The following is a 21,580-nucleotide window of genomic DNA, read 5'->3' as shown; positions in this document are numbered from 1 at the left end:
GATTAGCTTGTTAAACGTTTAATTTTTTTCTTTCCTGTAATATGTATTCCGCGGTACGCATAGATAAAGCAAGAATTGTCCATGTTGCATTTTTATCGCCCTGCTGTACAAATGGAGCGGCATCAACTACAAAAAGGTTTTTACAATCATGTGCCTGGCAGTACTTGTTTAAGGCCGATTTTTTAGGATCGTTACCCATACGTACTGTACCTACCTCATGAATGATCTTACCTGGTGCCTCTAAACCATAATTGGTTTCGGGCCCCTGCGGACCACCGTATATAGCACCACCCATATTATGCATAATTTCCTGAAAGGTTTCCTGCATGTGTTTGGCTTGTTTAATTTCATCTGGCGCCCATTTATAATGGAAACGTAAAACCGGGATACCATATTTATCAACCACGTTAGGATCTATCTCGCAATAGTTATCATAACGGGCAATAGCGGTACCACGGCCGGCCATACCAAACTGGGTACCATAAAAACGGCGGTAATCATCTTTCAATGATGCGCCATAGCCACCGGCTTCTTTCACTTTACCATCTCTGCCCGGTACAGCGCCATTCATATTATGGATACCGCCGCCAAAGCCATACGATGGCATGTGCATGCCGCCACCATATTCAATATGGTAACCTCGCGGAAAATCAAGCTTTTTATTATCAAGCCACCATGGCGAGTAAATGTGCACACTGCCTGCGCCATCTTCGTTATAGCGTTTCCTATCCATTAGCTGAGGCAAAAAGCCACCCGCGCTTGATCCGGTTGAATCATGCAGATAACGGCCAACCACACCGCTGCTGTTAGCCAAACCACCTGGATGGGCTTCTGACCTGGAGTTAAGCAGGATCCTGGCCGATTCGCCCGCACTGGCGCCAAGTATTACTGTTTTTGCATTTACCTGGTATTCCTGCATATCCTCCTTATTAACGTAGGATACGCCGGTTGCTAAACCTTCTTTATTGGTGATCACTTCACGCACCATAGCATTGGTGATCACTTTTAGATTACCTGTTTTTATGGCTGGAATAACCAGGCATGATGATGCCGAGAAATCGCCATAAATTTTACAGCTGCGCCCGCATTGGCCGCAAAAGAAACAAGCACCACGATCTTTATTACCTGGTAAAGCCTCTGTAAGTACAGCGCCACGACCCGGGATAATAGTTACACCTGCTTTTTTAGCGCCATTAACAATATACAACTCATTTAAACGCGGCTTTGGCGGTGGTAAAAAGATACCATCCGGTTCATTTGGCAAACCTTCTTTAGTACCGTAAACACCTATCATCCGGTCAACCTTATCATAGTAAGGTTTAACTTCATCATACGTTATTGGCCAGTCATCGGTAAGGCCATCTTTGGCCTGAAAATCAAGCGGACCCATACGTAACGAGATACGCCCCCAGTGATTGGTACGCCCGCCAAGCATGCGCGAACGGAACCAGTAAAACTCGGTTTTATCTTTTGTGGTATAAGGTTCGCCATCAATCTCCCAGCCTCCAAAAGCTGCATCAAAATCACCAAACGGACGAGTTGTACCTGCACCGCGGCGAGGCGACTCCCATGGCCATTTTAATTGCTGTGAATCCTTCTGCGGATCAAAATAAGCACCTGCCTCAAGCATCAGTACTTTTACACCGGCATGCGCCAAAACATAACCGGCCATACCCCCTCCGGCACCAGAACCAACAATTACTACATCGTAGGTTTCCGATGATTTTTTAATTTGTAGATCGCTCATATTATCTCAAAAATACCCTTTTTTGTTAAACAGGAAAATGCATGCCCTGCAGGCATGCATTAATTGAATGGGATTATGTGTGTACAAATATATTGAACGCTGTGCGTAAAATATATGTTGTTAAAAATTTTATAATTCTTTAATTGAAATATCACGGAACGCTACCACATGACCGTGATCCTGCAGCGCGATATGGCCTTTAGGATAGGCGGCAAAATCTGTCCAGGTTTTAAATTTGCTGTTGGCAATCATTGTTTTCCACTCTTCGCTGCCCATTTGGGTATCAACTATTTTGGTACCATTTAGCCAAAAAGTAAGATGACCGTCTTTTTTACGCAATTTCACTTTGTTCCATTCGCCGGCAGGTTTTGCAACATCCTTTGAAGGGGCTTTCATATCATACAGTGAACCTGCAAGGTGGTTGGCTTTTTTGTTATCGCTGGCATCTTTATTATCAAGCACCTGCATTTCAATACCGGTAACGTAGGTTTCGTTAAATTTAGGATCTTCATGAACACCAAAAATAACTCCGCTGTTACCTTCTTTGGTGATGTTCCACTCCAGGGTTAGCTCATAGTTTTCGTATTCACCATCAGTAACCAGGTCGCCCTGTTGATCGGCTTTTGGGTCAAGCTGCAAAGCGCCGTCAACAACTTTCCATGCACCGGCACCTGTTTTTAAATAAGTGTGCCAGCCGGTGGTTGTTTTACCATCAAACAATGGTTTGGTTTGGGCCGATACAGCAAAATGCAGGGCAGGGATAGCCATAAGGCTTAGTAAAATCTTTTTCATTGGTTTCGTTTTATAATTTATAGGAAGATATACCTTTTAAATTGGTTAAATATATCTGCTTTTTGTTAATGCTAAAACGATTATCGGAAAAATAAATTACATACAAGCACGATTAGCTTTGTAAAAATATGGATATACAAAACTGAAGGCTTCATGCCCACGGCATTAAGCTAAAAACCAATCGGCAATACGCAAATAAGTGAATGAAAAAATATTTAAAACTTAATCCCTCTTGGGAAATCGCTTTTAAAATATTTAAGGGTCAAATGCCAGAAAAATCTATTAAATGATACTGTTTGGCACAGAATATTGGCAAATAGCGACGGGTTGAAACCCATCGCTATGGTGAAAGTTTTAATGTAAATTTTAAAAGCGATTTCCTTGTTAATCCCTGGCATGTTTATGGAAACCAAAAGATAAGCCTGCTGCTATACCAATGGTAACATAACCGTAGCTATCCTGGAAACTTTGGTTATAATCATCCTGCCCGCGATAACCGCCGCCAACCATAAACGCCGTACCCTGCATAAAAGGAAAGGAGTAATAATATTTAAGGCTCACGTTTAACCGTTTTTTGATATCAACAGTAGAGTAGTTGTCATACTTATCGGCAATGTAAGTAAAATCAAACTGGATGCGCTGCCAGTTTTGGTAAGTCATTCGCCCTTCCTCCAATGGATCTTTATAGGCTTTTACAAAATTATACATCCGGCTGCCGTTTACCCTGATGAAACCATAGTGATCTTTTAAGCCCTGCGATAGCCCTAAGTTAAACAAACCGGCATGTACCTCTAAGCCTATATTATCATAACGATTAATGGTAAGCCCGGGCTTATCAACCCGTTTACCTGTAAAATAGGTAAGGGTATAAAAGTTAGTTGTGAATTTACCGCTATCGGTATTAAAGCTACCATCCTTATTTAACGATGGCCCCCGTACACCGTTTGAATGGTGCGAATAGGCTAACGACAAAAATTTTGGCTTAAAGGTGTCCTCATTAACCCTGAAAAATACTGTTGCGTTGGGCATATAGCTTGGCGATTTTACCGGGGCATCCCTTGTATCCAGTAAACGGATTTTCACCCTTGAACTGAACACAAAAAAGAACCGCGATTTTGGAGAGCTGAACAAGATGAAATTTGGTGAAAGATCGGCAGTCAGCTGTGTTTTATCTTTATTGAAATATTCATTACCTGCTATGGATAACCGCATGTTCTCCTCAAATATATTATCGAAAGCATGATTGATAATATGCCGTGTTAAACGCGCCGAATCTGATTTGCTTGTATCACTACCTAAAGTAGTGGCCTTTGCTATAAAGCTGCCGTACAAAACCAGCAACACTATGCAGCAAATCAATTTTAAAATTAACTTAATTTTATGTTGAAATGGTGAAGCAGTATTTTTAAATGATGCCTTAAAAAGTAAAGATGAAATCAATTTAGTAAGTATTATTTTTTATAAATCGTTGTTTAATTAAATCATGAAAGCATGGCAAATGCCGTAGCGCTTCATTGTTAAATTTGATGCTGCAATATTAAATATTAATCGTTTTTATGCAGGCAAACCACTGTCAGTTCAACGTAAAGCTTACAAGCAATAGCCCTATTAGATAAGATACGGCATATTGCATCCGGAGGTTTTTACAGTATAATTACAGTTGATTGCCGGTTGTTAACAACTATACCTTAATTGTCCATTTTTTTTACTCTCAAATGGAGGGTGAGCTTTAATTTATTAAATAGAAAAAGCGGGGCCTTATGCGAATCCCCTCTCGAGAGGGGCGGAGGGGTGTGTTTATACGGGCGGCCGAGGAACGCAGATGCCCCCCCGCGGCAGCTTAACCTTTTAAAAACATACCAGCCCAAAACCGGCTCCATGCTTAATGATATTAAATGATGAAAAAGTGTATACTTTTAATTCTGTTTTATTTATATTTGGTAAAGGCCAATCCTCTCATTATAAAATTTTTACCATGATAAAAGTTTCAACCGTACTTGCCCGTAAAGGTGGCGGAGCCATTAGCATTGATGCAGATGTATCAGTTTTAGAAGCGCTAAGACTTATGGCCGAAAAAAATATCGGTTCTGTAGTTGTAACCCAGGATGATGAATACCTCGGCCTGCTCACCGAACGTGATTATGCCCGTAAAGTGATCCTGAAAGGAAAAGCATCGTACGAAACCCTGGTACGCGAGATCATGAGTACCGGCCTGCCCCGCATTGTGCCCGAAACCTCTATTGACACCTGCATGCACCTCATGAGCGACAGTAATATCCGTTACCTGCCTGTTTTTATGGCCGATAAATTATGCGGCATCATTTCTATCAATGACCTGGTAAAGGAAACTATCCTGCATCAACAGGAAACTATTGAGCAGCTAAGGGATTATATAAGTTCATAAGGAGTGTATTTTTATTGGTACATGGTAAGTGTTGACGCAAGGCAGTTAATGCATAGCATTCATCATGGTTGTGCCTTATTGCCGCTGGCTTTATCTTAAATGCTGGCTATAAACACCATCCATGTTTAAACGGCAACCATATCCAATTAAATTTTCATACCTTGCATAATTTACTTATAAGATATAGTGACTTTTCAGGATTTTAATTTCAACGGACAATTATTTGAAGGCATAGAGAGTATGGGTTTTACTACCCCTACCCCCATACAGGAAATGGCCATACCGGTTGTTTTGGCCGGACAAGACCTTATTGCCTGCGCCCAAACCGGTACAGGTAAAACAGGCGCATATTTACTGCCTGTGCTAAACCACATTACCGGTACAGCCAAACACCAAACAAGCGTGCTTATTTTAGCGCCAACCCGCGAACTGGCCCAACAAATTGACCAACAGGTTGAGGGCTTGGCCTATTTTACCGGCGTTAGCTCATTAGCGGTTTTTGGTGGTGGCGATGGCATGGCTTACGAGCAACAGCGCCGTGGCATCCAAAATAATGTAAACATCATTATAGCTACTCCGGGTCGTTTAATTGCACACCTTACATCTGGCGTATTAAAACTTAACCATTTAACGCACCTGATATTGGATGAGGCCGACCGCATGCTTGACATGGGTTTCTCTGACGATATCATGAAAATCATCAGCTACCTGCCTAAAACCAGGCAAACGCTGTTATTTTCTGCAACCATGCCCGGGCGTATCCGCTCATTGGCTAAGGCTATCCTGAAAGATCCGCAACAGATCAATATCGCTATTTCGCAACCAGCCGTAGGTATCGATCAGCAGATCTACCGTTTGCATGATCAGCAGAAAACACCTTTACTGCAACTCATCCTGCGCGATTCAGCTTATGCAAGCACCATCATTTTCGCATCCCGCAAGGAAATTGTAAAATCATTATACAAAGAACTGAAAGCTATCAAGATCAACGCCATGGCATTCCACTCCGATCTGGAGCAAAAGGAGCGTGAAGAGATCTTATTAAAATTCAAAAACAAACAGCTGCCGGTTATTATTGGTACCGATGCCCTTTCGCGCGGTATTGATGTGGAAGGCATTGACCTGGTGATCAACTATGATGTACCCGGCGATCCGGAGGATTATATCCACCGCATCGGTCGTACAGCACGGGCCTTAACCACCGGTACAGCTATCACCTTTGTTAACCACCGCGATGAGCGCAAGCTTAAAAACATAGAGCAACTGATAGAGCGGCCTATCCGTGTAGTTGGCCTGCCAGATGAACTGGCTTCTATACAAGCAGCTCCGCAATCCCATACCGACGATAAAAGAAAGCCAAGCAGGCCCAACAAACGCTGGGGTCAAAAGAAACCGAAAAACAGCAGTAGTAACAGCGGCGGCAGCGCTTCGTAGAGATGCATAATTGCGTCTCCTGCTATACAGAGCCGCTTTGCAAGGATGATTTGCACGCTGGAGATGCAATGAGATGCTTCTCTACGGAAAAAAGCGGGTGCATGTTTAACTAAACCATTTTAGCTATTATATTAGCGGTCTTAAAACATAATTATCTACTATGAAAAAGGGCCTCTATAAAAAAATGGTTTTAGTGCTAATAATGGTTGCCGCCATTGTCGCGCCGGTTCACCGTACTTTTGCACAAGACAAGAAAACATCCGGCAACCCGGTTGTCGAGGGTTGGTACGCAGATCCCGAAGCTAAAATTTTCAACAATCAATACTGGCTATACCCCACCTACTCGGCCAAATACAATGAGCAGGTATACATGGATGCCTTTTCATCACCCGATCTTGTACATTGGACCAAGCACTCCCACATTGTGGATATCACTGGTGTAAAATGGGTTCGCCGTGCACTTTGGGCACCGGCAGTTACTCAAAAAGATGGCAAATATTATATCTTCTTTGGCGCCAATGATATCCAGAACAATAACGAAAAAGGCGGCATTGGTGTTGCTGTAGCCGATAACCCGGCCGGCCCCTTCAAAGATTATCTGGGTAAACCACTCATAGATCAGATCATCAATAAAGCGCAACCAATTGACCAGTTTGTTTTTAGAGATGATGACGGACAATATTATATGATATATGGCGGCTGGGGCCAGTGCAATATTGTTAAACTTAAAAATGATTTTACAGGTGTTGTTCCGTTTGAGGATGGTGTAACTTATAAAAAGATAACTCCAGAGGGCTACGTAGAAGGTCCGGTAATGTTTAAACGCAAGGGCAAATACTACTTTATGTGGAGTGAAGGCGGCTGGACAGGCCCTGACTATCGCGTTGCCTATGCCGTTGGCGATACCCCTTTCGGTCCGTTTAAACGCATAGCTACCGTATTGAAACAAGATGCCAGCATCGCCACCGGCGCAGGCCACCACTCAATGATCAACGTACCCGGCACCGATGAATGGTACATTGTTTACCACCGTCGCCCATTAACAGAAACCGATGCAAACCACCGTGTAATGTGTATTGATAAAATATACTTTGATAAGGATGGATTGATACAGCCGGTTAAGATCACCAATGAAGGTGTAGCAGCGAGGAAATTGTAGATGTGCAGATTATAGATTTCAGATGTGCAGATTTTTTAAAAACCTTTGCTGATTGAAATAATTAAAAAATGCCATTACGAGTGATAAAATTTCGGGAAACGCTGAAGGGGAAATGACCTTAAAAAAGTTTGTCATCCTGAGGAACGAAGGATCTATTCGCCGACTTTACAGGGCGAAGAAGCATGACGAATAGCAGATCCTTCACTGCGTTCAGGATGACAAAAAGTTTTTTTTGCGACCATGCCATTGCGAGAAGGAACGACGAAGCAATCGCGAATCATGCAAGTCCATCCCGCATAGTTCGCGATTGCCACGCTGCGCTCGCAATGACATAAGGCATATTTGAAAGGTCTCTTACATGATTTCTTGCCTCAGCGCTTTCCGAATTTTAACCCTACGCCATCACTTTATCAGGCGTGATGGGCAAATCCCTTACCCGTTTACCGCTGGCGTTATAAACCGCGTTGGCTACTGCAGCGGCCATACCGATAAGGGCGATCTCGGCCATACCTTTTGCACCCATTGGGTTGATGATCGGGTCGGGTTTGTTAACAAACAGGGCGTCAATCTGCGGGATATCGGCATTTACGGGTACATGATAATCGGCAAAATTATTATTGATGTAACGGCCATAGCGGTGATCAATGATGGATTCTTCCATTAAAGCCATGCCAATACCACCTATAGCGCCACCCACTACCTGGCTACGCGCTGTTTTTGGACTAATAATATGGCCCGAGTCGGCCACACAGGCTACTTTATCTATTTTAACAACACCGGTTGCCGGGTTTACCAACACCTTTACAAAATGAACCGACCATGAATTCATGGCATATTTTTCCATGCCATTACCGCCGCCTGTTTCTGTAACCACTTCAAGCGATGGCAGGTTGTGCTCTTTTAATACTTTGGCGTAATCGGGCTTATCGGTACCTCCGTTTCCAATAAGCTTTTGGAATTTCTCTTTCAAGTCGGCGCAGGCCTGGTATACTGCAGACCCTACACTGGCCGTAGTTGCCGAGCCGCCCTGGGTTGGCGCATTGGGCAGCGATGAATCGCCCATTTCAAACCTGATCTTTTCGGCCGGAATGCCCATTTGCTCAGATGCTATCAAAACCATTGCGGTTCCTGTTCCGGGGCCAATATCACTAACGGCGCTTTGCAATAACAATGAACCGTCTGTATTCATCTTTGCCCTTATTGTCGCCCCGCTGCGATAGGCGCCAAACATGCCACCTGCCATGCCATAGCCAACAAGCCAGCCATCTTTTTTTACTGATGCCGGCTCTTGTTTACGCTCGCTCCATCCTATATGGTCGGCACCCAACTGGTATGCTTCATTCAGGAACTTGCTGGAAAACGGCTTGCCGCTCTCGGGATCTTTTTCTGCATAATTCCGGAGTCTTAACTCAACCGGATCAAGCTTTAAGCTATATGACAGCTCATCCAGCGCAGATTCCAGCGCGAAAGAACCTGTAGCTTCGCCCGGTCCGCGCATCCAGGTTGGGGTGGCAATATCCAATGCAACCAAATGATATTTAGTATTCACATTAGGGCAGGCATATAAATTTTGGCTCACACCCGTTGGCCCTTCAGTAAAGTTTTCGTAGGATGACGTTTGCCCGGCGGCTTCATGGGTAATACCCGTGAGTTTGCCATCGGCAGTAGCGCCAATAGCTATTTTTTGCCAGGTAAACGGCCGGTAGCCCACCGAAGTGAACATATCTGCACGGCTTAAAACCAGCTTAACCGGCTTTTTAACAACCTTAGCCCCAATAATAGCGGCAACTTCATGCGGCCATGTACGCAATGCGCTGCCAAAAGCGCCGCCTACAAACTGCGAGTGTACCTGCACATTTTCAACAGGGAGTTTAAACAGGTGTGCCAAATCTTCCTGTGTACCCTTTACCCCCTGGGTTTTGTCCCAAACAGATAATTTATTGTCAGCATCCCAATTAGCTATAATGGCATGCAACTCCATGGGATTGTGGGTTACTGTGGGTACAATATATTCCTGCTCCACCTTAAACGGGGCCGCTTTCCAGGCATCTTCTGTGCCGCGTTTATAAGTTCCTTCGCCACGTGGTGGGAAACCATTACTCCTATTATCTGGCAGGTTGGTAATATGCTTATCGGTATGGTATTGCGCCTTTACCAGCGATGCGCCAAACAAAGCACGCTCAAAAGTATCAGCAATTACTAGGGCGATGGGTTGCCCGTTGTAATATATCTTATCATCATAAAACACTTTGAATGCGCCTTTGGGCGGGACTGGCTTACCACCTTCAGGCTGATCGCCCGGTACCTTTGGCGCATTTAAATGGGTAATTACGGCGAGTACCCCCGGCGCTTGCCCGGCGGCTTTGGTATCAATGGATGTAATGGAGCCTTTGGTGATTGTACTACCCACCAAAACCCCGTAAGTTAAACCTGCCGGTGTATATTCTGCCGAGTATTTAGCCGCGCCGGTTACTTTTAACCGCCCGTCTATCCGGCTCATACCTGCTGATGAGGATGGCATAATGGAGTCTATCGCTTTTTTCATAGGGTGTTAAACTAAGCCTGCTGCATGTTTTAAAGCCTCGGCAATGGTGGCCGGGGCAAGTTTTAATTTAAACGAATTGTTGCCATAGCCTTTGGCACCCCGCATAGCCAGCTGTGCCGCGTGCTCAAAATTTTCTTCGGTTGCCTTCTTGCCTATGAGCGATTTTTCGGCATCAAATAAGCGCCATGGCTTGTGGGCAACACCCCCCATAGCTAAACGGGCATCTTTAATCGTGCCATTTTCTATATCAAGAGCGGCGGCTACCGATACCAGCGCAAAGGCGTATGATTGCCTGTCGCGTATTTTTAAATAGTAGCTATTTTTGGCGAAGTTGTTATCGGGAATCTCTACACCCGTTATCAGTTCATCTTTAGCCAAATGATTATCCAGTTCTGGATGATCTCCCGGCAGGCGATGAAATTCAGTAAATGGTAAACGGCGTTCGCCCTTTTTACCGGCAACTATCACAGTAGCATCAAGCGCGGCCAGGGCCACACACATATCGCTTGGGTGCACAGCTATACATTGCGGGCTTGCGCCAAAAATGGCGTGCATCCGGTTAATGCCTTCTATAGCGCCGCATCCCGTTCCGGGCGCACGCTTATTACAGGGCATAGTTACATCATAAAAATAGCCACAACGGGTACGCTGCATCATATTACCACCCACGGTAGCCATATTACGCAGTTGCGGTGATGCGCCGGCTTTAAGCGCCATGGCCAAAAGCGGGTGCTTATCAGCAACCACGGCATTTTCCGATACAACACTATTGAGAGCCAGGGCACCTATATGTAATCCTGTTTTTGTTGCTGCTATGGTTTTTAAAGGCAGCTGATTAATATCCACAAGCTTATCTGGTGCAGTAACACCACGTTTCATCAGGTCGACAAGATTGGTGCCGCCAGCTATGATCTTAGTACCGGGTTTATTAATAACGTCCAACACACCTTGTTGCGTGGCCGGGCGAACGTATTGAAACTGCTTCATACTTTCATCCCTCCATCTTTAACTTCCTGTATAGCATTTACTATATTGGGGTATGCACCACAGCGGCAAATATTACCGCTCATGTATTCCCGTATCTCATGTTCGGAATTGGCATGCCCCTCGCGGATGCAGGCTACTGCCGACATGATCTGCCCCGGAGTACAGTACCCACACTGAAAACCATCATGTTTTATAAACGCTTCCTGCATGGGGTGTAACTGATCGCCCTTGGCAAGCCCCTCAATAGTGGTGATCTTTTTACCGTTTACCATTATGCCTAATGTTAAGCAGGAGTTTACCCTATGCCCATCCACATGTACGGTGCATGCGCCGCATTGGCCATGGTCGCAACCTTTTTTGGTGCCAGTAAGATCAAGCTGTTCGCGCAAAATATCAAGCAGGGTTGATCTGGGCTCAACAGATAAACTTTGCTGCTTTCCGTTTACCTCCATTTTCAATGGCATTTTTTCAAAAACCGCGGCAAACTGCTCGTCAACATGATCGGCAGCTGCTTTAATAGCAGTTCCGGGAGTAAGGGCAATTGCGGTGAGCAGGGTAGATTGTTTCAGAAAATTCCTGCGCGAACTGTCCTTTATATCCAGCCCCTCATCGGGCCCGGTACAAGTTTTTTTGCTTTCCATAATAATTGGCTTTTGGAATTGTTAAGTTAAACATTTTTAACAAAAAGCTTTGATCGGCCATGCAATTTTACCGGGCGTTAGTATCAGCTTACAAAACCTTGAGTGTTAAAATTTCGTATAAACGTATAACTAATTGACTATATGCTAACTCCCCCGATTCCAGAAAATGAAATGGGCAGGCTGATGAGCTTGTCGGACTTTGATTTAGATTACGCCGGACAAAAAGACAATTTTAAGGATCTTACTAAACTGGCGGCCAAGGTTGCCGGCACAGAAATGTCATTAATTAACCTCATAGATTCCTATACCCAATGGACAATATCAAGCCACAACCTGGAGCTTGAGCAAATGCCCCGCGAAGAATCTGTTTGTCAGTATGTGCTCATGGGTGATGAAACCCTGGAGGTGACAGATTTGAGTGCCGATGAGCGCTTTAAAGACCGTGCCTACGTTACCGGCGGACCACATCTGCGTTACTACTTTGGCATCCCCCTAAATGTAAACAACCACAATATTGGGGCGCTATGCGTGGTTGACCAGCATGCAGCAAAGAATCTTAATCCCGAAAAAGTAGAGTTGCTAACGATAATAGCCGCCGAAATAGTAAAAAGGCTTAACTACATGAAAGTGATAGATGACCTGAAAAGTAATTTATCAGAAGCCAAAGAAACGCAAAGAAAAGTTGCTCATGACATTCGCGGACCGTTAAGCGGAATTATTGGACTGGCAAAATTAATACAGGAACAAGGCGACGAGAACCAGATGGAGGAAATACTGGAGTTTATGAACCTGATTAACAAAAGCGGGAGATCAATACTGGAGCTTGCAGATGAGATATTAACTGCTGGTGATAAAGACAAAAATTTACCAGAACTAAAAGCAAATGAATTTAACCTGCTTGTATTTAAAGATAAGCTGGAAAAACTTTATGTGCCACAGGCCATGAACAAACGCATCAGGTTTACGGTGAATACCTCTTCGGCGTCAGAAACAATTCCTTTCTCTAAAAATAAATTGCTGCAGATAACCGGCAACCTGATCTCGAACGCGATAAAATTTACGCCCGATCACGGCAATGTAACTGTTGCCCTGGATTTGGTAGAAGATAAAGATGCAAACGTATTACAGATAAAGGTAAAAGACTCGGGAGTGGGAGTAAATACCGATATGATAGAAACGATACTTAATGGCAATGCCAGATCAAGCAACGGTACAAGCGGCGAAAACGGATACGGTTTTGGCCTGGCGCTGGTAAAGCACCTGGTAGAAAGCCTTAAGGGAACGTTTAATATTATATCAACGCAGGGCGACGGTGCCACTTTTGAGGTAAAACTACCGCAGCCGCCCAAGCAGAAAAAATAATACAGACCGGATTTTGGGTATAATAAAATCACGGCGGGTAAAACTAACCCGCAAAATCAATTCCGAAAATAACGTAAGTAGATAGCACATTTAAAGTAAAGCGCCAGGTAAAACTACCCGGCGTTTTACTTTAATTATAATTTACCAACGGCTACCGCCGCCGCCGCCTCTGTTATCTTTTGAGTAGCCGCCGCCACCGCCGCCACGGTTACCGCCGCCGCCGCCGCCATAGCCACCACCGCCGCCGCGGTTGCCACCATAACCACCGCCGCCACCGCTTCTGCGATCACTTGGTTTTTTATCTTCAGCCTGGCTAACTGCAATTGATCTGCCTTTTACTTCTGAACCATTTAAGGCAGTGATTGCTGTTTGTGCAGCCTCATCATCAGACATTTCAACAAATCCGAAACCTTTGCTTCTGCCAGATTCCCTGTCAATAATAATTTTTACAGTGCTTACTTCACCGTACGCTTCAAAAAGCTCTTTTAAATCGGCTTCCTCTAATTGAAAAGGAAGGCTTCCTACAAATATGTTCATCAATCTTTAATTTATAAAAGGCAAGGTTATTTAGTTGCCCAGTTTTGTTAACATCAAATATAGTAATAGATATTTGATGATTACTGCATCATTTCATGAATGAGAGGTTTTATTTTCAAAAAAAGTTAATTTTTATTGATTTTAGGTTAAAACGGCCTGTTTTTTAACATAAAATTAAAATATGATATAGGTTACTTTTTAATTAGGGGCTTATTAATATCATAAATTTATAAAACCAATACCATTTATTGTTTTAAAGGAGGTGAATTAATTAATTTTTATATTTTCACGCAATTAGCCTTATCATTTCTTTGAAAACAACATCATATAAAATTTTTCGGCGAGCCTTCCTGCTATCGCTATTTACTTTTTTTAGCTTTATAAGCTTTGCCCAAACAAGTCCATCACTCCTGCAAAGCTGGCAAAAGGCCAGATTTAAAAGCAGTTACCAAACCGATACAGCCAACATAACATTACTTAACAACCTATCGGTAACGTACCGGTACAATAGTGCCGATAGCTCTTTAAACTTTGCCCGGCAGGCCCTTACTTTAGCTCTCACGCAAAAAAACAAACCGGGCCAGGCTACCTCCTGGAATAATATTGGTATGGCTTATTATGTGATGGGATCATATTTTCAATCGCTGGATGCAGCCTCCAGGTTAATGAAAATTAGTAATACTTTGAATTATCAGTTGGGCATAGCTAACGCCTACCAGATCATGGGGCTTATATTTTTGGCCCAGGATAAAACAGAAGATGCTATTATCCAATTTACAAAAGCGCTTAACGGTTTCACCAACTTAAATGACAAAGCAAAAATGGCGCGGATGTATTTCGACATCGGCTTGTGTAATGATGAAGCAAAATCGCCCAAAAAAGCCTTCTATTTTTTGGATAAAACCATAGAGATAGGCCAACAGATAAATGATGAACACATTGTATCTATGGCATTTAACCGCATGGGCGAAACCTTTTTCCATTTAAAAAACTATAGCCAGGCCATTGTTTACTACCAAAAAGTACTAAACGCTCATTACCAGGATAAATGGGAGAATGATTTTGCATACTCGGGTTTAGGGCAGGCTTATTACGGATTAAAACAATACCCGCTATCCATCAGCAATGCAAAAAAGGGATTAATCCTGGCCAATGAAATAAACAGCCGGTATGACGCGGTACGGGCGCTAAAAATACTTTCAGATAGTTATGCAGCTATAAATGATTACACCAATGCATTTACCCATCAATCGCTTTATAAAAAATATAATGACAGCCTGCTGAATGATACCAAAGAAAAAGAACTCAATTACCTGCATTTAAAGCAACAACAGGCTGATAATGTACGCCTTGAAAGCGAAAATGAACTAAACAAACAAAAACTGAATACCAACAGACTTATTATTATAATTGTGGGCCTGGCCGCAATTTTCGTGATTGTGATTCTTTTAATCATCAGCAGAAGTAATTTGCATAAAACCGCGCTAAACAAGGAGTTAAAGCAACAAAGCCTGGAGATTTCAAGGCAAAAGGAAGCACTTGACGACCTTAATCATACCAAAGATCTTTTATTTTCTGTCATTAGCCATGACCTGCGGAGCCCTTTCGCCTCCATCATGCAAACTATTGAGCTCATCCGCTCGGGCGATATAGACGAGGCCGAGCAAATAATATTGATTGATGATTTTTATAAACAGGTAAATCTGGTAAATAATATGGTAAATAATATGCTGGTGTGGGCAAACAGTCAGCAAAAAGGAATTAATATTGAAAAAAACAGCTTAAATATTACCGGTGTCGTTGATGAGATACTTTCGGTATCCGGCTTCCTGGCAAAAAAAAAGCACATTAATATTCAGCATATCCATAATGGCGATCAAATGGTTATTGCAGACCAAAATCATTTAAAGATCATCATCCAAAACCTGGTTGGCAATGCCATAAAATTTACGCCCGAAGGTGGCATTATAGTTATACATTACACCCAGGATGAAGCATACCGCGCTATCCACGTAAAAGATTCTGGTATTGGCATCCCGGCTGAAAAAATGGATAAGCTTTTTAAAGTAGTAGGTAAAGAAATATCGGGCTATGGCACTCAAAAAGAAGCCGGTGCAGGGATTGGTCTTGCCCTTGTTAAGCAGTTTGTTGATGTAAATAAAGGCAGGATAGAAATAAAAAGTGAGGTTGGCAACGGCACCGAATTTATTGTATACCTGCTAAAAGCATAACGCTTAACTTACCAGTTCAATAACATATAATTTACTATTCAGCGTAAAGCTATCGCCCTTCTTTTTACCATTAAGTTTAAGGCCAACCGGCGATCCCGGAGAAACCGCGAAATAGGTTTTACCCGCAAGCGGCAGGCTACCGGCACTAATAGCCAGGTAAAAATTTCCGTTATTGGTAATAATCACACTCCCTAACTCGGCAATGGCAGATGTGCCGTTGGTGCTGATGCGATTTAGGGCAACCATAAGTTTATTGGCTTCATTTAACTGGGCCAGGTTACGGTTGGTTTCCTGCTGCATCATAGCGCGTCCGGTTTCGTATTTATCACCGGCACTGCTTTTGGTATCATCGTTTGATGCTTTTTGGGCTTCCTGGATAGCCAGCTCGGCAGCATCCATGCTTCTGCGTACATGGGCGACACACAAATCATATAATTCCTTTTTCAAATCGCTCATTTGTGTATTAACAGGTGCCGGATATTTTTGTAAGCTGCAAATAAAGCAATAATTGATGGGTTTACCTGATACATGAGCTGTTTCACCAGGCATCTTCCTTAAAAAATAAAAGTCCCCTTGCACTCGCTGCTTGGGGACTTTAAACCTAAACCTTATCACTATTTGCAGGTTAGAACCTACAAAGTAGTTAAACGTTCAAAATAGTAAAAATTGTATAAACAGCCATGACTAATTGACAAAAAAATGATATTCCCAAACGAAAAAACATCTAATTAATTGATTATAAAGAAATTATATTAACAATAGATATTCGCCTGCAAAGTGGCTGCAATTATTTTATCTCTCTTTTTAAAGGTGCCCGGCAAAAAATTTTAAGCTTTTAACTACATGTTTTGACCAATATGACCACTCATGCCCTCCGCCAAATTCCTCGTAAATATGCGGCATCCCCTCCTCCTCCATTTTTTTATGCAGATCACGATTGTACGTTAATAACAGATCGCTTTCACCACAATCAAACCTCAGGGGTGGCAATTGTTCCCTGTAATGTTTAAAGGTTGCAAAAACATCTTCATCAATTTTATTATCCTGGACATAGCATTTTAAAGGCTCCTCTACAAAAAGTTTAATCTGCGGCAGACTGGTAATTGACGACATTCCGGATATAGCCCTAAACTGCCGCCCATATTTGGCACCGATACGCAATGCGCCAAAACCACCCATTGATAGGCCCGAAATAAATAAAGGTGAATCCTTTTGAGCGCCCGCAATGTTTTCCCTTACAGCGGCTGGCACATCCTCTGCTATCCATTTTTCGAAATTACAGGTACTGTGCGGCAAAAAACCAGATCCATCACCCCAAAGCCCGTCTGATGGCATGGCCAATATCATAGGCGGCAGCTCACCTTTTTTTATCAATTCATTCACTGTTAAGTGCACCCCGGCACTGTAGGCCCAACTCCAGGCGCTGCCATAAACACCGTGCAGCAGTATTACAATAGGCAAGGCATGGGTTGATTTTGTTCCCGGCGGTACGTATACACATATATCGCCCCGCCCTTTAAGGTTCGGAGTTTTTACCGTTATAAAACGTAGATTATTATTTTCAAACTGCGGGTTAGATATCTCAGTTGTTCTAAATGGCATATTTTTAGTCAAAAACAATAACTCCTTTGGCGTTTCTGCCTTTCAGCATGTCATCAAAAGCTTTATCGAGTTCATTTATCTTATAGGTACGTGTAATCATTTCTTCCAGCATCAGGTTCCCGTCTTCGTAATGTTGTACAATGTCAGGAAAATCTATCTGCGGGCGGCATTTGCCATATAGTGGATTGATGTAAATTTTATCCCATTCAAAAAAGCGCATATCAATGGTGATATCCTGCTCTATACCGCTTACCTGTACAGCGGTACCGGCGTTGCGCACCATCGCCAGCGGGGCTGCGCCCAACTCCGGGATGGCGGTACATTCAAAAGCATAATCGGCCCCCCGGTTATGGGTCATGGTTTTTACCTTTTGGGCTGCCTGTAACAGGCCGGTATCCGTTTTATAGGCCAAAAGTGTATGGGTGGCTCCAAATTTAACCGCCATATTTAAACGATTTTGGTTGATATCAATGGCGATGATCATCGCCGCTCCCGCTATTTTTGCGCCCTGGATCACATTAAGCCCTACCCCACCGGTGCCCAATACCACTACCGAAGACCCTACTTTTACTTTGGCCGCATTCAGCACCGAGCCATAGCCAGTCATCACCCCGCAGCTAATGATACTTGCCGCCTGGAATGACATATTTGTTGACGCGTTTTTTACTACCGCCGATGCTTTTACCAGCGTGTAGCCCGCAAGGGTACCAATATTGAAGGAACGCAAAACCGGTAAGCCGTTTAGTGTGGTGCCCGATGGATGTGCATGACCAGGCGTATAACCATTGCCACCCGCCGCTACCGGCGAAGCCACTTCGCAAAGGTGTTGATTACCTGCTAAACATTGAAAACAATGGCCGCAATGCATGGCCCAGTTTAATATCACTTTATCGCCGGGCGCTAAGCCTGTAACTTTACTGCCGGTTTTAATAACAACACCGGCACCTTCATGTCCTATAATGAGCTGCTTACCCCAGCTCAGCGAGTCGTGATCAGTATGGCAAAGGCCGGCGGCCATTATTTTTACCAATACTTCATCGGCCTGCGGGTCATGAACTTCAATATCTTCAATAGTAAAACTTCCGTCGCCATTCGTAATGGCAGCTTTGCAGGTAATTGGCATGTTGAATTATCGTTATAGCAGGTTTCAGGGTTTTATTATTACGCGTAATTTATTGCCTAAATAATTAAGGAAGTATTAACATGCAAAATTAATACTACTATGGCCGTCAAAACACAGTAAAATTGGCGAATATGTGGAGTATATAATCCATATATTATTACCAAAAGCAAAAACATAGCAATAAAGGCTATTTTTAATGATAAGATAGGCTATTAAATAAACTATTTATTCATTGTATATTAGTACTTATTTCTGTTGTTTTGGCAGCCAATTATAACTCCATGAAAATAAAAAAACTTGTTGCAATTGCCTGCCTGCTTTGCATTGCACTATCCTCAAGTGCCGGGTTGAAGCGCAATAAACCCCAGAGCAATAACAACGAGATCATATACCATATTTTTCAGCGGAGTTTTTTTGATAGCAATGGCGATAGTCACGGCGATTTGAACGGAATCAGGCAGAAACTTGATTACCTGCAGGAGCTTGGGGTAACCTCCATTTTGTGCACACCGCTTTATGAATCAATTTATTACCATAATTACTTTGCTATCGATTTTCAAAAGATCGACCCTAAATATGGCACCCTGAACGATTACCTGGCGCTAATTAAAGAACTGCACAAAAGGGGTATGAAATTTTATATGGATATGGAAACCCAATATGTTACCGAGGATTCCAAATGGTGGAAGGATGCGTTCGGCAACCCAAAATCCGAGTACACCGATTATATTATATGGGACGACAAAGAGAATAAAAAACCATCAACCATTGTATATAACTTAACCGAACTAAAAGGTTATGACGGCGTAACCCGCAAAATCACCACCGCCAATTTAAACAGCGAAAAATCAAAGGAGTATAATTTAAAATTGTTCAGCTACTGGGTCGACCCAAATAAGGATGGTAAGTTTGATGATGGTGTAGATGGTTTCAGGCTGGACCATATGATGGATAACCTGGATAACAAAGGCACAATGCCGCATTTATTTGATACTTTCTGGAACCCTTTATTAAGTAAACTAAGAGCCATTAACCCTAAAATAAAAGTAGTTGCCGAGCAGGCCGACTGGTTTAGTTTGGGGCTGGACTACCTGGACAAAGGCGGCGTTGACCGCGTGTTTGGTTTAAGACTCGCTTTCGCCATCCGCTCGTTCAGGAAGGATCTTTTATTAGCCAACGCCGATTCAACCCTCGCCATGAACCCTGCAGGCAAACAACAGGTGGTATTTATTGAAAACCATGATATCCCCCGTTTTAGTACCGCTGTTAAAGGTGATATAGCCAAACTAAAAGTAGGCTGCGCACTTAACCTGCTCATGGGCGGCATACCATCTATTTACTACGGACAGGAATTAGGCATGACAGGCACCAGCGCCAATTTCGGAGCCACCGATGCCAATGAAATCCCCGACAGGCAGGCATTTGAATGGTATGCAACAGGTAAAGGCAAAGGCATGGCTTACTGGTATAAGCAAACCGGCCCGTATAAAGATCAGTTTAATGATGATAAACCCAACGATGGCATATCCCTTGAAGAGGAAAGAAAAGATCCCAATTCGCTTTTTAATTATTATAAGGAGATCATCCGCCTGCGCAAATCCAATTCGACTATAGTTAACGGAACGTACAAAACCCTCATTAATAATAACGACCAGGTGTTTTCATTTATCCGACAGGATGGGGATAAGGCAGTTATAGTGATTGTTAATTTATCAGATAAGCAACAGGCGGCAACTGTGGAAGCGGCTGGATTACAAGGAAAAAAGACAAGTAGTTTTATCGGGAAAGAGGCTACTCATATTATCGATGGCAAACTTGCTGTAAATTTAGCTGCATACGGAATTAGTGCCTGGACGGTTGAATAAAGAACCTGCCCCCAGGGAAATCGCTTAAAAAAAACACAACGTCATGCCGAATTTTAACTTTGAACTCCCTCAGACTGATGGATAAGCCGCTATAAATTTAAAACGCGATTCCCCTGACCTGCCCTCCGCTAATTGCAGCATAAAATTGTATTGGAAAAGGTATATTAAACAGTAATTTTGAGGAGGAGGATCTCCATCAAAAAACATGGACACCCTCCTGCTAATACCGGCCAAGTTTAAGGCAACGCAAATTAATTCATCAACGTATTTGTTATTAACAAAATATCCACCATGAAAAAACTTACTCTTTTTACCCTACTCTTCATTTTTTGCAGCGGTGCATTTGCACAGCGCAAAGTGGTTTGCTGCAGTAACCCATCGGCAACACAACGATTTGCCATGCTGGCATCCGATTCCAAATTTAAAATGGCGCATTTAAAGCCATTGCCCATCCGCTTTCAAAGCAGCATCGGCACAAATATTACCTATAAAACACCCGATGGCAAAGAATCAACGGCCTACCTGCTAAAAGCTAAAACACCAAGTAAAAATTACATCCTGGTAATTCACGAGTGGTGGGGATTAAATGATTTTGTTAAACGCGAATCTGAAAAGATATACAACGACCTGGGCAACGTGAACGTTATTGACCTTGACCTTTACGATGGCAAAATTGCCACTACCCCGCAGGATGCAGGTAAATTTATGCAGGCCGTAAATGAAGACAGGGCCAAAGCCATTATTAACGGTGCCATAGCATATACCGGCGCAGGCGCGCACATTGCCACAATAGGCTGGTGTTTTGGCGGTGGCTGGAGCTTGCAAACCGGCTTATTAGCGGGTAAAAAACTGGCAGGCAGCGTAATGTACTATGGCATGCCCGAGCAAAACATAGCGCGATTAAAAACTTTAAATGCCGATGTACTGGGCAACTTTGCCAATAAAGATCAATGGATAAACCCTAAAGTTGTTGCCAAATTTAATGATGATATGAAAGCAGCAGGCAAAAAGCTGTACCTGCACCAATATGATGCCGATCATGCTTTTGCAAACCCAAGCAGCCCCGCTTATAACAGCGAGGCCACCCGGGATGCTTATGCCAATACCATTTCATTTTTAAAAGCGAGATTGAAATAAACAAAAGTATTTAT

At 43.1% G+C, this 21,580-nt stretch carries 17 protein-coding genes; 7 read left to right on the top strand and 10 right to left on the bottom strand.

Annotated elements, in window-relative coordinates:
- Positions 1–10: 10 nt before the first annotated feature.
- The 3 genes from Q0R88_RS10790 to Q0R88_RS10780 form a co-directional block, all read right to left on the bottom strand.
- Positions 11–1,747: a GMC family oxidoreductase gene (locus tag Q0R88_RS10790; protein ID WP_295715926.1), complete on the bottom strand. Its 1,737-nt coding sequence runs from the start codon at positions 1,745–1,747 to the stop codon at positions 11–13.
- Positions 1,748–1,876: 129 nt separating this feature from the next.
- On the bottom strand, positions 1,877–2,539 hold the full coding sequence (locus Q0R88_RS10785) for a DUF1080 domain-containing protein (RefSeq protein WP_295715925.1): 663 nt from the start codon (positions 2,537–2,539) through the stop codon (positions 1,877–1,879).
- Positions 2,540–2,923: 384 nt separating this feature from the next.
- Positions 2,924–3,898 (bottom strand): hypothetical protein, encoded by a 975-nt coding sequence (locus tag Q0R88_RS10780; protein WP_295715924.1) that lies wholly within the window; start codon positions 3,896–3,898, stop codon positions 2,924–2,926.
- 616 nt (positions 3,899–4,514) lie between these two features.
- Between Q0R88_RS10780 and Q0R88_RS10775 the strand changes: the two genes are divergently transcribed.
- The 3 genes from Q0R88_RS10775 (at position 4,515) to Q0R88_RS10765 (ending at position 7,536) form a co-directional block, all read left to right on the top strand.
- Positions 4,515–4,943, top strand: coding sequence for a CBS domain-containing protein (locus tag Q0R88_RS10775; protein ID WP_295715923.1), 429 nt, complete (start codon positions 4,515–4,517; stop codon positions 4,941–4,943).
- A 186-nt stretch (positions 4,944–5,129) separates the two neighbouring features.
- Positions 5,130–6,377 carry a DEAD/DEAH box helicase gene (locus Q0R88_RS10770; protein ID WP_295715922.1) on the top strand — a complete coding sequence of 416 codons (1,248 nt, stop codon included), beginning with the start codon at positions 5,130–5,132 and terminating at the stop codon, positions 6,375–6,377.
- Between the two features lie 160 nt (positions 6,378–6,537).
- Positions 6,538–7,536, top strand: a complete 999-nt coding sequence (locus Q0R88_RS10765; RefSeq protein WP_295715921.1) for a glycoside hydrolase family 43 protein — start codon at positions 6,538–6,540, stop codon at positions 7,534–7,536.
- A gap of 394 nt (positions 7,537–7,930) precedes the next feature.
- Here Q0R88_RS10765 and Q0R88_RS10760 read toward each other — a convergent pair whose 3' ends face one another.
- The 3 genes from Q0R88_RS10760 to Q0R88_RS10750 are packed head-to-tail and all read right to left on the bottom strand — an operon-like array spanning position 7,931 to position 11,709.
- The gene (locus Q0R88_RS10760) at positions 7,931–10,081 is read right to left on the bottom strand and encodes a xanthine dehydrogenase family protein molybdopterin-binding subunit (RefSeq protein ID WP_295715920.1); all 2,151 of its coding nucleotides are present in this window, start codon (positions 10,079–10,081) and stop codon (positions 7,931–7,933) included.
- Between the two features lie 6 nt (positions 10,082–10,087).
- On the bottom strand, positions 10,088–11,068 hold the full coding sequence (locus Q0R88_RS10755; protein WP_295715919.1) for a xanthine dehydrogenase family protein subunit M: 981 nt from the start codon (positions 11,066–11,068) through the stop codon (positions 10,088–10,090).
- Complete coding sequence (locus Q0R88_RS10750) at positions 11,065–11,709, bottom strand: (2Fe-2S)-binding protein (protein ID WP_295715918.1); 645 nt, start codon at positions 11,707–11,709, stop codon at positions 11,065–11,067. Before Q0R88_RS10750 ends, Q0R88_RS10755 begins: the two co-directional genes overlap by 4 nt.
- A 141-nt stretch (positions 11,710–11,850) precedes the next feature.
- Here Q0R88_RS10750 and Q0R88_RS10745 point away from each other — a divergent pair, with 141 nt between their 5' ends.
- Positions 11,851–13,071: a GAF domain-containing sensor histidine kinase gene (locus Q0R88_RS10745; protein ID WP_295715917.1), complete on the top strand. Its 1,221-nt coding sequence runs from the start codon at positions 11,851–11,853 to the stop codon at positions 13,069–13,071.
- Positions 13,072–13,212: 141 nt separating this feature from the next.
- Here Q0R88_RS10745 and Q0R88_RS10740 read toward each other — a convergent pair whose 3' ends face one another.
- Complete coding sequence (locus tag Q0R88_RS10740) at positions 13,213–13,608, bottom strand: RNA-binding protein (RefSeq protein WP_295715916.1); 396 nt, start codon at positions 13,606–13,608, stop codon at positions 13,213–13,215.
- 311 nt (positions 13,609–13,919) lie between these two features.
- On the opposite strand from Q0R88_RS10740, the gene Q0R88_RS10735 reads away from it, so the two are divergent.
- Complete coding sequence (locus tag Q0R88_RS10735) at positions 13,920–15,839, top strand: ATP-binding protein (RefSeq protein ID WP_295715915.1); 1,920 nt, start codon at positions 13,920–13,922, stop codon at positions 15,837–15,839.
- A gap of 3 nt (positions 15,840–15,842) precedes the next feature.
- Here the strand turns inward: Q0R88_RS10735 and Q0R88_RS10730 are convergent, their stop codons facing one another.
- From Q0R88_RS10730 to Q0R88_RS10720, 3 genes are all read right to left on the bottom strand, one after another.
- The gene (locus Q0R88_RS10730; protein ID WP_295715914.1) at positions 15,843–16,388 is read right to left on the bottom strand and encodes a 3-oxoacyl-ACP synthase; all 546 of its coding nucleotides are present in this window, start codon (positions 16,386–16,388) and stop codon (positions 15,843–15,845) included.
- Between the two features lie 255 nt (positions 16,389–16,643).
- Positions 16,644–17,441 (bottom strand): alpha/beta hydrolase-fold protein, encoded by a 798-nt coding sequence (locus tag Q0R88_RS10725; RefSeq protein WP_295715913.1) that lies wholly within the window; start codon positions 17,439–17,441, stop codon positions 16,644–16,646.
- Between the two features lie 4 nt (positions 17,442–17,445).
- The gene (locus Q0R88_RS10720; protein WP_295715912.1) at positions 17,446–18,564 is read right to left on the bottom strand and encodes an alcohol dehydrogenase catalytic domain-containing protein; all 1,119 of its coding nucleotides are present in this window, start codon (positions 18,562–18,564) and stop codon (positions 17,446–17,448) included.
- 281 nt (positions 18,565–18,845) lie between these two features.
- Here Q0R88_RS10720 and Q0R88_RS10715 point away from each other — a divergent pair, with 281 nt between their 5' ends.
- The gene (locus Q0R88_RS10715; protein ID WP_295715911.1) at positions 18,846–20,429 is read left to right on the top strand and encodes an alpha-amylase family glycosyl hydrolase; all 1,584 of its coding nucleotides are present in this window, start codon (positions 18,846–18,848) and stop codon (positions 20,427–20,429) included.
- A gap of 291 nt (positions 20,430–20,720) precedes the next feature.
- Complete coding sequence (locus tag Q0R88_RS10710) at positions 20,721–21,566, top strand: dienelactone hydrolase family protein (protein ID WP_295715910.1); 846 nt, start codon at positions 20,721–20,723, stop codon at positions 21,564–21,566.
- The last annotated feature ends 14 nt before the right edge of the window (positions 21,567–21,580 follow it).

It is taken from the genome of Mucilaginibacter sp., from assembly GCF_025362475.1.
Classification (GTDB): Bacteria; Bacteroidota; Bacteroidia; order Sphingobacteriales; family Sphingobacteriaceae; genus Mucilaginibacter.
This window is presented reverse-complemented; position numbering and strand designations above follow the sequence as displayed.

What these genes read in the sequence shown, in the direction of transcription:
- Q0R88_RS10790 (WP_295715926.1), bottom strand. Translation starts at nt 1,747, where the DNA reads ATGAGCGATCTACAAATTAAAAAATCATCGGAAACCTACGATGTAGTA.
- Q0R88_RS10785 (WP_295715925.1), bottom strand. Translation starts at nt 2,539, where the DNA reads ATGAAAAAGATTTTACTAAGCCTTATGGCTATCCCTGCCCTGCATTTT.
- Q0R88_RS10775 (WP_295715923.1), top strand. Translation starts at nt 4,515, where the DNA reads ATGATAAAAGTTTCAACCGTACTTGCCCGTAAAGGTGGCGGAGCCATT.
- Q0R88_RS10765 (WP_295715921.1), top strand. Translation starts at nt 6,538, where the DNA reads ATGAAAAAGGGCCTCTATAAAAAAATGGTTTTAGTGCTAATAATGGTT.
- Q0R88_RS10760 (WP_295715920.1), bottom strand. Translation starts at nt 10,081, where the DNA reads ATGAAAAAAGCGATAGACTCCATTATGCCATCCTCATCAGCAGGTATG.
- Q0R88_RS10755 (WP_295715919.1), bottom strand. Translation starts at nt 11,068, where the DNA reads ATGAAGCAGTTTCAATACGTTCGCCCGGCCACGCAACAAGGTGTGTTG.
- Q0R88_RS10750 (WP_295715918.1), bottom strand. Translation starts at nt 11,709, where the DNA reads ATGGAAAGCAAAAAAACTTGTACCGGGCCCGATGAGGGGCTGGATATA.
- Q0R88_RS10745 (WP_295715917.1), top strand. Translation starts at nt 11,851, where the DNA reads ATGCTAACTCCCCCGATTCCAGAAAATGAAATGGGCAGGCTGATGAGC.
- Q0R88_RS10740 (WP_295715916.1), bottom strand. Translation starts at nt 13,608, where the DNA reads ATGAACATATTTGTAGGAAGCCTTCCTTTTCAATTAGAGGAAGCCGAT.
- Q0R88_RS10730 (WP_295715914.1), bottom strand. Translation starts at nt 16,388, where the DNA reads ATGCCTGGTGAAACAGCTCATGTATCAGGTAAACCCATCAATTATTGC.
- Q0R88_RS10725 (WP_295715913.1), bottom strand. Translation starts at nt 17,441, where the DNA reads ATGCCATTTAGAACAACTGAGATATCTAACCCGCAGTTTGAAAATAAT.
- Q0R88_RS10720 (WP_295715912.1), bottom strand. Translation starts at nt 18,564, where the DNA reads ATGCCAATTACCTGCAAAGCTGCCATTACGAATGGCGACGGAAGTTTT.
- Q0R88_RS10715 (WP_295715911.1), top strand. Translation starts at nt 18,846, where the DNA reads ATGAAAATAAAAAAACTTGTTGCAATTGCCTGCCTGCTTTGCATTGCA.
- Q0R88_RS10710 (WP_295715910.1), top strand. Translation starts at nt 20,721, where the DNA reads ATGAAAAAACTTACTCTTTTTACCCTACTCTTCATTTTTTGCAGCGGT.